The sequence below is a fragment of the Bacillus sp. PDNC022 genome (assembly GCF_016919285.1).
In the GTDB taxonomy this organism is placed as follows: Bacteria; Bacillota; Bacilli; order Bacillales; family Bacillaceae; genus Bacillus; species Bacillus safensis.
The window spans coordinates 3,761,598-3,777,047 of sequence record NZ_CP070345.1 but is presented as its reverse complement, the minus strand read 5'-3'; the positions used below and the strand labels follow the sequence as shown (position 1 = coordinate 3,777,047).

At 40.9% G+C, this 15,450-nt stretch carries 14 protein-coding genes and 2 pseudogenes; 2 read left to right on the top strand and 14 right to left on the bottom strand.

Annotated elements, in window-relative coordinates; translation table 11 throughout:
• Nucleotides 1-66: 66 nt before the first annotated feature.
• From JVX94_RS19195 to JVX94_RS19810, 6 genes and pseudogenes are all read right to left on the bottom strand, one after another.
• Nucleotides 67-2,058: a methyl-accepting chemotaxis protein gene (locus tag JVX94_RS19195; RefSeq protein ID WP_095409433.1), complete on the bottom strand. Its 1,992-nt coding sequence runs from the start codon at nt 2,056-2,058 to the stop codon at nt 67-69.
• Nucleotides 2,059-2,222: 164 nt separating this feature from the next.
• Complete coding sequence (locus JVX94_RS19190; protein WP_205184141.1) at nt 2,223-4,199, bottom strand: methyl-accepting chemotaxis protein; 1,977 nt, start codon at nt 4,197-4,199, stop codon at nt 2,223-2,225.
• Nucleotides 4,200-4,374: 175 nt separating this feature from the next.
• Complete coding sequence (locus JVX94_RS19825) at nt 4,375-5,325, bottom strand: methyl-accepting chemotaxis protein (RefSeq protein ID WP_377969795.1); 951 nt, start codon at nt 5,323-5,325, stop codon at nt 4,375-4,377.
• A pseudogene (locus JVX94_RS19820) lies at nt 5,320-6,210 on the bottom strand (HAMP domain-containing protein); the annotation flags it as partial. The gene JVX94_RS19825 and the pseudogene JVX94_RS19820, both read right to left, overlap by 6 nt.
• A gap of 281 nt (nt 6,211-6,491) precedes the next feature.
• Complete coding sequence (locus tag JVX94_RS19815; RefSeq protein WP_418910367.1) at nt 6,492-7,319, bottom strand: methyl-accepting chemotaxis protein; 828 nt, start codon at nt 7,317-7,319, stop codon at nt 6,492-6,494.
• A 114-nt stretch (nt 7,320-7,433) separates the two neighbouring features.
• A pseudogene (locus JVX94_RS19810) lies at nt 7,434-8,300 on the bottom strand (cache domain-containing protein); the annotation flags it as partial.
• A gap of 339 nt (nt 8,301-8,639) precedes the next feature.
• On the opposite strand from JVX94_RS19810, the gene JVX94_RS19175 reads away from it, so the two are divergent.
• Nucleotides 8,640-9,380 carry a protein-glutamine gamma-glutamyltransferase gene (locus tag JVX94_RS19175; RefSeq protein WP_203128781.1) on the top strand — a complete coding sequence of 247 codons (741 nt, stop codon included), beginning with the start codon at nt 8,640-8,642 and terminating at the stop codon, nt 9,378-9,380.
• Between the two features lie 21 nt (nt 9,381-9,401).
• On the opposite strand, the gene JVX94_RS19170 is transcribed toward JVX94_RS19175, so the two are convergent.
• The 6 genes from JVX94_RS19170 to JVX94_RS19145 form a co-directional block, all read right to left on the bottom strand.
• Complete coding sequence (locus JVX94_RS19170; RefSeq protein WP_048237293.1) at nt 9,402-9,650, bottom strand: hypothetical protein; 249 nt, start codon at nt 9,648-9,650, stop codon at nt 9,402-9,404.
• Nucleotides 9,651-9,674: 24 nt separating this feature from the next.
• Nucleotides 9,675-10,706: an NAD(P)H-dependent flavin oxidoreductase gene (locus tag JVX94_RS19165; protein ID WP_205184136.1), complete on the bottom strand. Its 1,032-nt coding sequence runs from the start codon at nt 10,704-10,706 to the stop codon at nt 9,675-9,677.
• Between the two features lie 16 nt (nt 10,707-10,722).
• Nucleotides 10,723-11,124, bottom strand: a complete 402-nt coding sequence (locus JVX94_RS19160; RefSeq protein WP_197197734.1) for a secondary thiamine-phosphate synthase enzyme YjbQ — start codon at nt 11,122-11,124, stop codon at nt 10,723-10,725.
• 136 nt (nt 11,125-11,260) lie between these two features.
• Entirely contained in the window at nt 11,261-12,553 is a 1,293-nt protein-coding gene (locus JVX94_RS19155) for a hemolysin family protein (RefSeq protein WP_044332481.1), read from the bottom strand.
• 47 nt (nt 12,554-12,600) lie between these two features.
• Nucleotides 12,601-13,275 (bottom strand): zinc metallopeptidase, encoded by a 675-nt coding sequence (locus JVX94_RS19150; RefSeq protein WP_024423288.1) that lies wholly within the window; start codon nt 13,273-13,275, stop codon nt 12,601-12,603.
• 80 nt (nt 13,276-13,355) lie between these two features.
• Nucleotides 13,356-13,580, bottom strand: a complete 225-nt coding sequence (locus tag JVX94_RS19145) for a YuzI family membrane protein (RefSeq protein WP_048237296.1) — start codon at nt 13,578-13,580, stop codon at nt 13,356-13,358.
• 126 nt (nt 13,581-13,706) lie between these two features.
• Between JVX94_RS19145 and JVX94_RS19140 the strand changes: the two genes are divergently transcribed.
• Nucleotides 13,707-14,693: a potassium channel family protein gene (locus tag JVX94_RS19140; protein ID WP_205184133.1), complete on the top strand. Its 987-nt coding sequence runs from the start codon at nt 13,707-13,709 to the stop codon at nt 14,691-14,693.
• On the opposite strand, the gene JVX94_RS19135 is transcribed toward JVX94_RS19140, so the two are convergent.
• Together JVX94_RS19135 and JVX94_RS19130 are read right to left on the bottom strand one after the other, a co-directional pair.
• Nucleotides 14,690-15,091 carry a YugN-like family protein gene (locus JVX94_RS19135; protein ID WP_024423291.1) on the bottom strand — a complete coding sequence of 134 codons (402 nt, stop codon included), beginning with the start codon at nt 15,089-15,091 and terminating at the stop codon, nt 14,690-14,692. The genes JVX94_RS19140 and JVX94_RS19135 overlap by 4 nt on opposite strands.
• A gap of 29 nt (nt 15,092-15,120) precedes the next feature.
• Nucleotides 15,121-15,339 (bottom strand): spore germination protein, encoded by a 219-nt coding sequence (locus tag JVX94_RS19130; protein WP_024423292.1) that lies wholly within the window; start codon nt 15,337-15,339, stop codon nt 15,121-15,123.
• Nucleotides 15,340-15,450: the final 111 nt, after the last annotated feature.

The window sequence follows — 15,450 nt, the reverse complement described above, 5'->3', positions numbered from 1 at the left end:
ACTTCTATTGTACGAGATGACCTCTTAAAAAGAAAAGCGGTTCCCCTTGAGGAGAACCACTTGACCTTATTCGCTGATCTTGAATTTTTTAATTAAATCACGTAATTCTTCCGCCATTTGGGAAAGAGTCGTGGATGAAGAACTAATCTCTTCCATAGAAGCAAGCTGCTCTTCAGCAGATGCTGCGATATCTTGGATACTTGCTGAACTCTCTCTTGATACATCTGCAATTTCATTCACTGCTTTAGAAATTTGCTCAGATCCTTTTGAAAGCTCGCGCACCGTTGTATTCATTTCATTAATTCTTGCTGCGATTTCCGCTGTTTGCTCATTTATTTGTGAGAAGCTTTCTTTCGTTTGATCTGTAATAGTAAGACCATTTTTCACTTCTTCATTCACTGCTTTGAACATATTTTGAGATGTTTCAATTTCAGAGACGATTTCATTCACAAGCTTTTCAATCTCTTTTGCTGAATCCGATGATTGAACCGCTAGTTTACGGACTTCTTCCGCAACAACAGAGAAGCCTCTGCCTGACTCGCCTGCGCGTGCTGCTTCAATGGCAGCATTTAGTGCAAGTAAGTTCGTTTGATCCGCAATGCCGTTAATCACGCCTAGGATGTTTGTGATATCTTTTGATTTATGTTCTAGTCCGTTGATCACACCTTCAGCTTCTTTTACTGAATGGTCAATCGTCTTCATTTGGCCAACTGTTTGCTCCACAAGCTGTCCACCTGTTTCCGCGACTGTTTTTGATTGAACAGATGACGCTGTGATGACATCAGACGTTTCGGCAACTTCGTTCAGTCCTTCATTCATTTGTTTTAAATGAGCCGCGCTTTGCTCCACCATTTCGTTTTGATTTTCGTTGCCGTTTGAGAATGTTTCAATAGATGATGTAATATGTTCGGTTGCTTTTGTTGTTTGACCTGCGCTCGCCGTCAGTTCTTCAGATGATGAAGCGACATTCTCAACAGATGTTTGTACAGCTTGAATGACATCTCTTAGGGACTCACTCATTTCATTAAAGCTTGTGCCAAGCTGTCCAATTTCATCTTTTGAGCGGACATCAATTTTTTCTGTTAAATCTCCCTGACTGATCTTCTTCGAAGAAGAGACAAGAGTGGAAAGCGGTTTTGTAATGGAACGGATGATAAAGAAGATCAAAATTCCGCCAATGATAAGCGCACCGGCTAAAATGATGGCGGCCATGTTAAAGACTGGCTGTGCAGCTTCTTCTACTTCACTGACAAACATCGTACCGGCAATTTTCCAGCCAGTCGCCTTGTTTGTGGTGAACTCCATTTGCTTTTCTTTTCCTTCAAACATATAGCTCATCGATCCGTTATCTTGTGAATACAGTTTTTCTAACCATTCACCACCAGATATTTTTGTTCCCGCTTTTTTATTTGGATGCGCCACATATGTGCGATCTGGACTTCCAATAAAGGCAAAGCCTTGTTTCCCAATATTAATGCTATTGGACTCTTTAACTAGATTTGCAATATTTAGGTTCATCGCGATGACGCCTGATCCATCCTCTAGTTTTTTAGAAATGGTTACCACAAGTGTACCGGTTGAAGCCGTTGCATATGGTGCTGAAACAGACAGCTCACCGTTTTTCGCCCAGCCGTCTTTATACCAATCACGCTCAGTTGCGACATAACCTGCAGGCATTTTTTGATTAGGATATCTTGAAAACACTTTGCCGTCACTTGAAGCGACAAAAATGCCTTCTGTGTCATCATTCATACTCATGAACTGCTCAAAGCGTCCTTGAATATCGGTCGTTCCTTTTTGCTTCAGCTTTTTCTCCGTGATCCATTTGCTAAAGAAATCGGCTGCGTCTGTTTTCACTTTTACAACCTTCGTAATATTTTTATCTAGCTGCTCTACGTTTTCCTTTGCGCTTTGCATAATTTGATCATTTAAGGAGGTGCTAGCCGTATGATATGAAGAGAATGCCAATACGATGATTGGGCATAAAAGAATAAATAAGAAAGAGAATACGAGCTTTTTTGAGATAGATGGCTTTCTGAAATACTGTATGAATTTCATAAAAAAGAAAACTCCTTTTAGTAAGATAGTATATATATCGGAAGTACTACTATGTTCTTTACTTTTTTAACTTATTAAAGTCTAAATAAGTCGAATTTACCCAATTTATATGCATCGAATGGAAAAACACCTGACGATTTGGCGTCAGGTGTTTCGCTACTCTCTTACATTTTAAATTGTTTAATGAGCTCTCTAAGTTCTTCTGCCATCTGAGATAAAGTGGCAGACGATGAGCTGATTTCTTCCATAGATGCCAGCTGCTCTTCTGCTGAAGCCGCGATATCTTGGAAGCCTGCTGAGCTTTCTCTTGAGAGCTCTTTAATTTGATTCACTGCATGGGAAATATCATTTGAACCATGCGATAGTTCTTTGGCTGATCCGTTCATTTGTTTCATTTGTTCTGTCATTTCTGATGTTTTATCAGTGATTTTCTCAAAACTCACTTTCGTTTCATCTGTAATGTTTAATCCAGATTGTACTTCTCCTGCTACTTGTTTAAACATTTTCTGCGATTTTTCTATTTCCTCCACAATTTCGTTCGTCAGGCTTTCAATTTCTTTTGAAGAGCTTCCTGACTGCTCTGCCAGCTTGCGGACTTCTTCTGCGACAACAGAGAAGCCTCTGCCTGCTTCACCTGCTCGTGCAGCTTCTATCGCAGCGTTTAAAGCAAGTAGATTCGTTTGATCCGCAATACCGTTGATGACCCCAAGAATGTTTGTAATATCTTTTGATTTCTGCTCTAGGCCTGCAATGACAAGCTCTGCTTCTTTTACTGCCTGCTCTATAGTTTGCATTTGACCTGCTGTTTTTTGAACGAGTTCTCCTCCAGCCTGAGCGGTTTTGCTCGATTCGATCGACGATTCCATCATATGAGAGGTTGTGTCGACCATATGCGATAGGCTGCGATCCATTTCGTTTAACTGGACCGAGCTTTTTTCGATCATATCATTTTGATGTTCAGTGCTGTTTGAGAACTGTTCAATAGATGATGTGATATGCTCGGTCGCTTGAGCTGTCTGTCCCGCACTTGCCGTTAACTCTTCAGACGAAGCAGCCACATTTTCAATGGAATTTTGGACAGCTTGAATGACTTGTTTCAGCTTTGCTGACATGTCGTTAAAGCTTTGTGCAAGCTTTCCGATTTCATCGTGCGTACGCACTTGAATATGCTGGGTCAAATCACCTTGGCTGATTTTCTCAGCCGATTCAGAGAGCTCTATCAGTGGCTTTCGAATCGATTTAATAATAAAATAAATCGCGATTCCGCCAATGACAATCGCAGCCGCAAGGATGATCATTGTTAAGTCGAGCACTGGCTGTGCGGCTTCTTTTACTTCATTCACATACATCGTTCCAGCAAGTTTCCAGCCTGTTGCTTCATTTGTGTCAAAAAACATTTGTTTCGGCTGGCCATTGTATTCATATTCAAAACTGCCTTCTTTTTTATCATACAGTTTCGAGATGAAGTCACCAGTCAGCTTTGTCCCAGCCTTATCGGTTTTATGGGCAACATAACGCTGATCTGAGGTGGCGACAAACGCATAGCCTTCTTGGCCAATTTTGATGCTGTTTGTATCTTTCACAACCGTATTTAATCGCACATTCACCCCAATCACACCAGATCCATCTGCTAATTGTTCTGATATTGTGATGAGCAGGTCATCTGATGACTTACTTGTAAAAGGATCTGAAATAATGAGTTTCTTCTCTCCCATCGATTGCTGAAACCATGGTTCATTTTTTGCGCTCTTTGCATTATCTTTGTGTATCTCGGAATATTCAGTTAGTTTACCATTTTGATCTGCAACAAATACTTCTACTACATCGTCATCTGTTTCCGATAATTGCTCTAATTTCACTTTGAGTAAATCTTTGTTTTTAGCAGCCAATTCACTCTTTTTGACCGATTTGGATAAGTATGAAACAATGTCAATTTTAGGCTGTATATCTTTATTAATGAGTTCGTTTAATTGTTGAACACCATTTGCAGCGCTAGACATAATCTCATCACTGAGAGACTTTGATGCCACTTCATAAGAAAATGCGGCCAATACGAGAATTGGCACTAGGAGAATCGCTAAGAATGCAGTAATTAATTTCTTCGACATCGTAAAGTGCTTAAAAAAGTTGATTTTTTTCATTTCTCTACTCCTTTTGATTTATAATTTGTGGTCTTTCTCTTCTATTCTTAGGTAATATGAATTATTTTTCAAGGAATAATGTTCAAAAAACCCAAAAAATAAGTATAATTACCCGCTTCTTTTGATTTACTCAAACAAAAAAAGAGCCTCTAGCTGGAGGCTCTTTTCTTCATGTCTATTCAACCTTAAATTTACTTATTAAATCGCGTAATTCTTCTGCCATCGAAGAGAGTGTGGCAGAGGACGAGCTGATTTCTTCCATCGATGCCAGCTGTTCTTCTGCTGAAGCAGCAATGTCTTGAATATTTGCCGAGCTTTCACGTGATACGTCTGCAATCTCACGAACAGCCTCTGACACATGTGCAGAGCCTTTTGAAAGCTGGACAACGGTTTGATTCATTGTTTGGAGCTGGTTAGAAATTTCTTTTGTCATGTCGAAAATATTGTGGAAGCTTACTTTTGTTTGTTCAGTGAAGCTTAAGCCTGATTGAACTTCTCGATTCACCGCAGTAAATACTTCCTGTGATACATCGATGTCTTGCACGATTTCTTTGATCAAATTCTCAATTTCTTTTGCTGAGTTGGCAGATTGAACCGCCAGTTTTCTTACTTCTTCTGCTACAACGGAGAAACCTCTGCCAGATTCACCAGCTCTTGCTGCCTCAATCGCTGCATTTAGCGCAAGTAAGTTCGTTTGATCAGCAATTCCATTGATAACACCGAGAATTTGGGTAATGTCTTTCGATTTACTTTCAAGTGCACTGATGACATTCTCTGCTTTTTTCACGGACTGATCAATGACATTCATTTGAGAAGCGGTTTTTTCAACAAGCTGTCCTCCTTCCCCTGCGATATCTGTTGATTTGATCGATGAAGCAGTAATAGATTCAGCCGATTCATTCATATTCTGAAGGCCTCGGTTCATTTCCTCTAATTCTTCTGAGCTCAATTCCACTTTATCATTTTGGCTTTCATTTCCGCTGGAGAATTGTTCAATGGCTAGTGTAATATGCTCTGTTGCTTTACTTGTTTGTCCTGCACTGGCAGTCAGTTCTTCTGATGAAGATGCGACATTCTCGACTGAAGTTTGAACGGCTCCAATGAGGGATCGCAATGAATCAATCATCGTATTAAAGCCTTTACCAACTTGTCCAATTTCGTCATCTGACTGAATCTGAAGCTTATCGCGTAAATCACCTTCGCTGACTTTTTTCGAGAAGCGGGCAAGATTGGATAATCTTTTTGAAATAGAGCGGACGATAAAGAAAATGAGGGTTCCTGCTACAATGAGTGTGACACTGAATACGATAATGGCTGTATTGAAAACGGGCTTTGCCGCTTCTTCTACTTCAGATACGAGCATCGTTCCACCAATTTTCCAGCCGGTTAATTCATTGGTTACATATGCAACCTTTTTATCTGTTCCTTTGAGGGTATAGCTGCCGCTACCCTCTTTGTTTTTAAAAATAATACTGGCCAGATTCTCATTGACCTGACTTCCTGACTTTTGGGTTGGATCTGCTAAAACCGTTTTATCTTTCTCCATGATGAAAGCATAGCCTTTTTGCCCAATTTTGATTTCTTTTAGTTTTTGGAGCAGGCTGTCAATTTCCATATCAAGACCAATGACACCTGAACCATCTTTCATTTTTTGGGCAATTGTGATAACCATTTTACCTGTGGATGCTGCTACATATGGTTTTGTGATGACTTGTTTGCCGTTTTCTGCTTTCAATGCCTCTTGATACCATGGACGTTCTCTTGGATCGTAGCCATCTGGCATCTTTTGAACTGGGTATTGCATAAACAATCCCTTTTCAGAGCCTGCATAGATCGCGGATACATCTTTTTCATTAATTTTTCCAAATTGCTGTAATTCTTTAATGGTCGCATTTCTATTTTTTTCTTGAAGGTTAGACGCTTTGAGCGAGTCTGAAAACAGTGTCACAGCATCTGATTTGTTGCCAATATTCTCATTGATTAAGGTATCAAATGCATTGACCTGACTCATCGCACTGCCCATAATCTGTTTGTCTAGTTCTGTCTTTGATGTAAAAAATGCACTAATTGTCAGTGCCATAGTTGGCAGGATAAGGACTACCAAAAAGGCAATGATTAATTTTTTTGAAATGGATGGTTTTTTGAACCATTGGATCATTTTTCCCATTTTAACTTTCCCCCTTTACTTCTCTAAAGTTATTATCGGATGAAAGGTTTATTTTTAGAGGCTGGAAGTGACCTTTAAAAATAAAAAAAATATCCAGACAATTCTGGATATCTTTTCATCATCATTTAATTAATTTTAAATTGACTTGTGAGCTCTTTTAGTTCCTCTGCCATGTTGGCAAGTGTCACAGAAGAAGAGGTGATTTCTTCCATAGATGCTAGCTGCTCTTCTGCAGAAGCCGCAATGTCCTGAATGTTTGCTGCGCTTTCTCTAGAGACTTGGCGCATCTCCTGCATCGCTTGTGAAACAAGCTTTGAACCGCTCGAAAGGTCAATGGCTGTATCGTTTAATTGCGTCAGTTTTTTCGACATTCCTTCTGCCGCCTCATAAATGTGCTGGAAGCTTTCTTTTGCTTCTTCTGTCATACCGAGTCCTGCGTTTACTTCTCGATTGACTGCTTTGAACATATCTTGAGATTTAGCAATTTCTAACACAATTTCTTGGATAAGCTTCTCAATTTCTTTCGCTGAATCTGCGGATTGGACGGCGAGTTTTCTCACTTCTTCTGCAACGACGGAGAAGCCGCGTCCTGATTCACCTGCTCTTGCTGCTTCGATTGCTGCATTAAGCGCAAGTAAATTCGTTTGATCCGCGATGCCGTTAATGACATTTAAAATACTCGTAATATCTTTAGATTTGTATTCTAATTCTTTCATGACCTGTTCTGCTTCTTGTACAGATGTATCAATATGTTTCATTTGGCTCGCTGTGCTTTCAACAATTCGGCCGCCTTGACCAGCCGCCTCTGTTGATTGAAGTGAGACAGCAGCCACTTCAGATGAGGTTTGTGACATATCTTGTAATCCTTCGTTCATTGCCACAAGCTGATTCGTACTAGATTCGACTTTCTCGTTTTGTGCTTCATTTCCATTTGAAAATTGTTCAATCGACATCGTGATATGCTCTGTTGCTTGACTCGTTTGGCTGGCGCTTGCCGTCAGCTCCTCTGAAGCCGAAGCCACGTTGTCGACAGATTGCTGTACAGCGCGAATGACGTCACGAAGAGATTCACTCATCTTGCTGAAGCTTCTTGTGAGATCTCCTATTTCATCCTTCGATTTGGTTTCGAGGGTTTCTGTTAAATCACCTTCACTCACCTTTTCTGAGAAATCAACAAGCCTTCTCAGTCCAATTGTGATCGAGCGAACGATGAAGAAGATAGCGACACCACCAAGGATAAATGAAGAAATTAAAAGAATAATGGCAGAATTCCAAACTGGCTGTGCTGCTTCTTTTGTTTCTGATACAAACATCGTTCCAGCAATTTTCCAACCTGTTAAATCATTTGTGACAAAAACGAGACGTTTTTGTTCTCCTTTATTCTCATAAGTTGATGTTCCTTCTTTGCTGCTGTAAAGGATTGATGAAATGTTCTCTGTAACTGCAGAGCCTGATTTTTCTTCTGGATGAGCTACAAATTGCTTGTTTCTATTTGCAATAATTGGATATCCTTCTCGTCCAATTTTAATGTCTTTGATTTTATCGACAATATCCTGTACATCAATATCAATCCCAATGGCTCCCGATCCGTCCTTCAGACGCTGAGCGATTGTGACTACCATTCCATTTGTTGTGGCAGAGATATATGGATTGGTGACCACCGGTTCACCTTTTTCATCCTGCATTGCTGCTTTATACCAGTCACGAGTCGTTGGATCATAGCTTTTTGGCATGTCTACTTTAGGGAACTGAATAAAGTCACGTTTTTTACTTGCTGCATAAAATCCAACCACATCATCTTCATTGATTTTGCTGTATATTTGAAAGTGCTCATACAGTTCGTCTCGGTTTTTCTTTTTAAAATCTGCAGCACTGGATGTTTCAGTAAACAGTTTGACTGCATTTTCCTTATTCAAAAGCTTTTGCTCGATCATGTCATTCAGTTCATTGACTCTTGCATTTGCTCCGTACATGATTTCATGATCTAATTCTTCTTTGGCAATCTGATATGAAATCGTACTGAGTGCAATAATTGGCAAGATAAGAACGAGAGTGAATGAAATAATCAGTCTCTTAGAAATCGATGGTTTTTTCAACCATTTTATTGTATTTTTCATGTTTTTCCTCCTTTTAAACGATATGTTATATATCGGACATCTTCATATTATTTTCATGTTTTTCAAATAAAAAGGATGCATTTTTGTTTATTTTCACAAATTGATTCCTTGCCCAAGCACCTTGCATACGATAATACAAAAGGGGGCGCTTTTCATATGATTATCCTTTCAGGACAGCCAGTGACAAATGAACAGCTGGCATCGTTTCAGCTAGAGGGACAAAAGCGGATCATTTTGATGCAGTTACAGGCCTCGAATGATACGTTCCGTTATAGGCAAGCATCTGATTTGTTATTTGAGGTCACTTTAAGATCGAACATTATGAATGCTGCAAGAGATTTGAATAAGAGTGGTGCCTCATTTGCCATCTTTCAAAGGTCTCGTGCAAATGAGGCGTTTTGGCGTGTATCGGAAGCAGGAGCACTAGAGCTGCGCTATCAAGTGGAGCCAGCTAGAGGCATTAAAGACATTTTTGAAAATGGTTCAAAATATGCATTTGAATGTGCAACGGCGATTGTCATTGTGTTTTATATGGGGGTCTTGCAAACAGTAGGAGAGGAGAAGTTTAATCGAAGGCTCCGCAGTTTAACACTGTATGACTGGCACTATGATACATTGTCGATTTATACAGAGCGCGGGAATGATTTTATCTATGGGGATTGCTTATATTTCGAAAATCCAGAGTTTAGTTACCAGCAGTCGCAATGGCGCGGGGAAAATGTGATTTACTTAGGAGAAGATCAATATTACGGACATGGGCTTGGGATTTTAACAGCGGCAGAAATTATCGACAAACTGAATAAGAGAAGACGGCCAGGTGCAGTTCAATCCGCTTATTTATTACCACAGACTACCCGGATGGATGTGATTTATCTCAGGCAAATGTTTGGCAGTTAAAAAAAGCCTCTTGTCTATTGGTTATGACAAGGGGCTTTTGTATGCCTTGCGTTTACGATAATTTTGGAGTGTGCCAAGCATCGTGTTTGCAAGGACCTCCATCTCTTCTAAATCTTTTCTTGTGACTGGTGGATCGTGCCGGCTCCATTTCACGTATCGAACAAAATAGTAATGGCGAATGGGCGTAAGGACGGCAGGAGATTGTGGAAAGTCATCAAACCAAAATTCAATCTGCCCTTTTTTTCGGTAGGAATGTTTTAAGATGTCCATCCTGTCACACCACCCATCATGATTTTATGTCTGTGTCAGTTCGTGCATGATGTCTTCAACGCTTAAAATCGAGTGAATACGTCCAACGCCCTGTCCTGCCCACAGAGCCATTTGATCAGGGTTACCGCCGGCAGCAGCTGCTTTTCGCATCGGTGTTGTGCATACATGCTGAATTGGATAAGGAAGAACCCTATCTTCATGCAGGCTTTCATCCTCCATCCACTGATTCACAATACCTCTCGCTCTTTTCCCAGAAAAAAGCTTTGTCACCCTTGTTTCACTGCCTTCTGCTTGTAAAATAGCCTTCTTGTATACCTCTGCCGCAGCACTTTCCTGGCTGGCTAAAAACCGTGTGCCGATTTGAACCGCATCCGCTCCAAGCGCTAACGCTGCTTTCACACCTGATCGGTCCGTGATGCCTCCGGCGGCAATCAAAGGCACACGGCAGAGCGGTTTGACATCAGAGAATAAACTGATTAGTCCCAGCAGGGCGTCTCCTTTTGCATGTAAAAATGTGCCGCGGTGCCCCCCTGCTTCACTTCCTTGCAGAACAATGGCATCCATTCCTTTTTCCTCTAAAAGCAGTGCTTCCTCTTTTGTTGTGGCCGTTCCGATTAAAAAGATTCCCTTTTGTTTTAAGCGGTGAATCGTTTGTTCATTTGGGCAGGCGAATGTAAAGGACACGATAGGAACGTCTTCTTCCAGAAGAATGCTGATTTTCTGTTCAAAATCATCCCGCAATTCTTCTTCACTTGTAATCCTATCAGCTGCGGGCCATACAGGCAGTCTCTTCTCCCAAAACGCCATATCCTCTTTTTTCACATCTGGAATTGGCTCTGGTACAAACACATTGACCTGAAACAGGCGAGATGTCAGCTGTTTGACCTGTCTAATCTGCTGTCTCAAATCGTCAGACTGCACATATCCACTTGCCAGGCTGCCAAGCCCCCCGTATTCTGAAACAGCGGCTGCCAGCTGCGGTGTCACAGACCCTCCTGCCATAGGCGCTTGAATGATTCCATGTTCGTTTTTCGGTAACCTTTTGATATCCCCCATTTATTTCCCCCATCTCTTACTCGTTTGATGACACTTGTACATAAAAATGCCGATGTCTTGGCCCGTCAAACTCACAGAAATAGATTCCCTGCCACGTGCCAAGCACAAGATCCCCATCATGAATGAGAACATGCTGAGACGCCCCCATATAACTCGCTTTCATATGTGCTGCCGTATTTCCTTCCATATGGCGGTCCTTTGGATGTTCCCACGGAAAGACTTCATCTAGCCGGCGAAGCATATCCCGTTTCACATCTGGATCCGCATTTTCATTAATGGTCATCCCTGCTGTCGTATGTGGACAATAGACGATGACAGTTCCGTTTTGTATGCCTGTTTCCCTGACATAATGACGAACCTCGTGTGTGACGTCGATCATGTCATCGCGTCTGTCTGTTTGTATATTGATTTTTTTCATTTGAGCTGCTCCTTTTTGACGTTTCTATAAAACCATACCCTTTTTATGCGCGATCAATCACCGCAATCAGCAGAAAATAAATCCTCTTACCTAAAGTTTACCAAGCAAAAAAACCTCGTCAAGCAATGCGAGGTTTTTAAGAAAAGTGAACCTTTTTGACTTCAATGGTTCGAATATGGTGGTCTTCAGCATCCATGATGGTAAATTCACAGCCTTCTGCTTCAATCGTATCTCCAATGTCAAAATCAAATTTATGGGTCATCATCCAGCCAGCAATTGTATCAACATCATCATTCTCAATGGCTAAATCCAATAAATCATTTACTTCATCAATCAATGCTTTCCCATCCATCACATAATGGAAATCACCTTTTTTAACGATGTGAGGTGTTTCATCCTGATCATATTCGTCTCGAATCTCTCCGACGATTTCCTCTAATATGTCCTCTACTGTGACAAGTCCCGCTGTTCCTCCGTATTCGTCTACGAGCACTGACATATGAATTCGTTCCTTTTGCATCAAAATGAGCAATTCTTGAACAGGCGTACTTTCAATGACTCGTATCACCGGACGCATTAAGTCTTCAATAGATACATCTTGATTTAGGAAGCTGGCCTTAAATACATCTTTGCTATTGATAACACCAATCACATGATCTTTGTCTTCTTTAATAACAGGGTAGCGTGTGTACCTTTCGTTCAGCATATAATGGGTCACGTCTTCCAGGGTCTGTTCAATCTCTATGGCTGAAATTTCTGTACGCGGGATCATAATCTCTCTCGCCACTCGGTTATCAAATTCAAAGATTTTATTCACATATTTGTACTCAGATTGGTTAATCTCACCCTTCTCATAGCTTTCAGATAAAATGAGTCGCAATTCTTCCTCACTGATCGCCACTTCATGTTCTTTGACAGAATGATAACCAAATAATTTCACGATGCTTCGTGCAGCCCCATTTAATGCTTTAATAAACGGGTACATGACTTTATAGAAAAAGATGAGTGGTTTTGCTGTCACAAGGCTGACGGCCTCTGCCTTTTGAATGGCAATTGTTTTAGGCGCGAGTTCTCCCACCACGACATGTAAAAACGTAATGATCACAAATGCGATGATAAACGAAAGGATGTCAGTCAATGCGGAATGAAGCCCGATTTTTTCAAACAGCGGATGCAGAAAATGCTCCACCGTCGGCTCACCCAGCCACCCTAAGCCTAAAGCCGTGATGGTAATGCCAAGTTGGCAGGCGGATAAATATTCGTCGAGATTTGATATCAGTTTTTGAACATGGATGGCTCTCTTATCACCGCTTTCAATCAGCTGATTGATTTTAGAGCCTCTAATTTTCACAATCGCAAATTCAGTGACAACAAAAAATGCTGTCGCAGCAATGAGTAATATGACTAAAAATACGTTTAAAATATACAAAAAACCCTTACCTAACAATGGTAAGGGCTCACCTCCTCTGGCATCAATTAATCATTACGGCCATTTAGGAAGATCATTACAAAACGGAGCAATTCAAACAGGGAGACAAGGGCCGCTGCTACGTACGTCAGAGCTGCAGCATTTAACACCTTGTTCACGCCTCTTTCTTCACTGCTTCTAATGATTCCTTCTGAAACAATGATATCTTTTGCACGAGAACTTGCATTAAACTCGACAGGCAATGTCACAAGCTGAAAGAATACAGCTGCTGAGAACAAAATGATCCCAAGCCCGATTAAGTTAAGGCTGCTGAGCAAAATTCCACCAAGGAAAAGAAGCGGAGCAACACCAGATGCAAAGTTCACGACAGGAAAGATCTTATGTCTCAAAACAAGCGCACCATAGGATTCCTGATGCTGCAAGGCATGTCCAACCTCGTGTGATGCGACTGAAATGGCCGAAATCGAATGGCCGTAGTACACAGGTTCAGATAAACGAACCACACGCTGTGTCGGGTCGTAATGATCAGTCAAAGTTCCTCTTACCGGTTCAACAGGCACGTCGTATAACCCGTTGCGATCTAAAATATATCGAGCGGTTTCAGCACCTGTTTTCATACTGGATGCTTCAACCTTTGAATACTTTTCAAAATTATTCTTTACTTTAAATTGTGCCCAAAATGATAATCCCAATGCGGCAAATGTTAAAAAATAAAAAAACAGCATGCTCATCAGCTTCCTTTTATTTTATATATTTATTTACAATTTTAATGACTTTTATGTACCATGTACAGCAAAAAGCACTAGGTCTTTTTCAGGGGAATAACCGCACCAATGAAAAAGAAGAACACACCTAAGCAAGCTGTATAAAAAGTCACTGTACCATAAAGGTCTTGAAAAAAGTGCAGCCATGAAAAATCATTCATAAAATGATTCACAGCATTTAAATCAAACACGAGTAAGATGACAGCGGATGATAAAAAGTGCACGCCAATAAAAAGAAGTACGGTCTTTTGAACGAACGTCATTCGAATTCCCTCCTTCTTCTCCCTTATTTTAAGATATGGGTTCTATTTCAATACATGACGAAGATGAAAAAATGTTTCCTCAATCGGGCATACTGACATTAGCAGTCTCCTGAAAGGAAGAGTCCGATGAAATCAAACCGTATCTTTATTGCTTGGCTAAGGTGGCCACTTTATCTTCGAATTGCTATTATCATCTGTTTCTTGCTTCTCTTTTTTGGACAATTAATCGTTTTACTTGAACCGAAACAGTATCATACGATCTTTGATGGGATTTGGTGGGCGCTCATTACAGTCTCTACGGTTGGCTACGGTGATTTTGTACCGCAAACCATGTCAGGGCAGGTGGCGGGTATGGCGCTCATTTTTATCGGTGCCAGCTTTGTCACCGCTTATTTCGCCACTCTTGCCGCCGCTGTGTTCAGCAAGCAGCACCATTATGTTGAGGGCAAGGTAGCCTTTAAGGGGAAAGGACACCTGATTATCGTCGGCTGGAATGAGAAGACGAACAAACTGCTTCAATCGTTTCAAACAATTGATCCAGCCATGCCGATTGTGCTGATTGATGACTCCTTGAAAGAGGGGCCTCTTTTGGAAAATGTTCATTTTATTAAAGGACATGGGACAGAAGATGGCACACTGCGCAAAGCCAACATTACCAGTGCAGATGCACTCATGATTACCGCGGATCAGCATGAAAATGAAGTGACAGCCGATATGCAGAGTGTTTTAACCTTACTTGCAGCAAAAGGATTAAATCCTTCGCTATATTGTTTAATTGAAATCTTAACAGATCGTTACGTGAAAAATGCCGAGCGCGCTGGTGCCAACCAAGTCATTCATACCTCTGATGCAGTCAATCATTTAATGGTTGAACATTTTCTTATAAAGGAACAACTCACGGCGTTAACAAAAAAACGACAAATGACCTTGCATAAAAACGTCGCTATCATACCTGTACCGGCTTCATTGGCTGGAGAAACATTCTTAACAGCGCTCCATCACTTTTTAGAGCATCATGTGATCATCGTCGGCGTACAAAAAAAAGAAGGACCCATGATGAATCCTCCCTTTGGCTATGAGCTTCATCCAGAGGATGAACTGATCAGCCTTTAAAGCAGTGCGTCTTCTAATTCCTTGACGAGCGAAAAGCCAATTTCAGCATAAGCCTTTGATACATCTCCATCTTTCTCTTTTGGTTCTTGGAATTGGTTAAAGGATGCGCCCACATTTCCAACCATCGCATGATCATCTAACTTGTCTTGATATACATGCTTTAAAAGAAATGGATGTCCCATTTTCACCACAACACCTGGCTGATCGAGCTGGCCTTTCTCGGCTGTAAAAGGAACTCTGAGAAAGGTATAGCCATCACGGTTATCAATTTTATAATCAAAATACCCGTGATCATAATCCCAGTTGCCATTAATGACATAACCGAGCGGCTTCATCGTTTCTTCTAAATGGTAAAGTGAAAAGCTCTCGCCAGGCAGTCTGGATGGTACATGAATCATACGAAACCCTCCTTTTTGTATAGGTTTCGTTAAAGAGAGGAATTCATACATTTCCCCCTTGTGATTTGTACATTGTTTGTAAACGCGGCATCAAATAGGCTTTGATTGGTTGATTGATTTGTCTCGTTATCACTGCCAGAACCTGCTGTTTCCTTCGTAGCACTTTTAGAACAAATGCGTCCGACATTGCCAAAGTTAACGATCGCCTGGCCAGAAATATCATGAATATAAATATGATTCGTCCTCATTTTTCACCCTCCTCCATTCATTATTCTATGTACAGAACACAGGAAAGCTTGCACAGGAACCTGAAGAAAACAAAAAAGGCACACCTTTATGAAAAGGTGTGCTTTTTCATT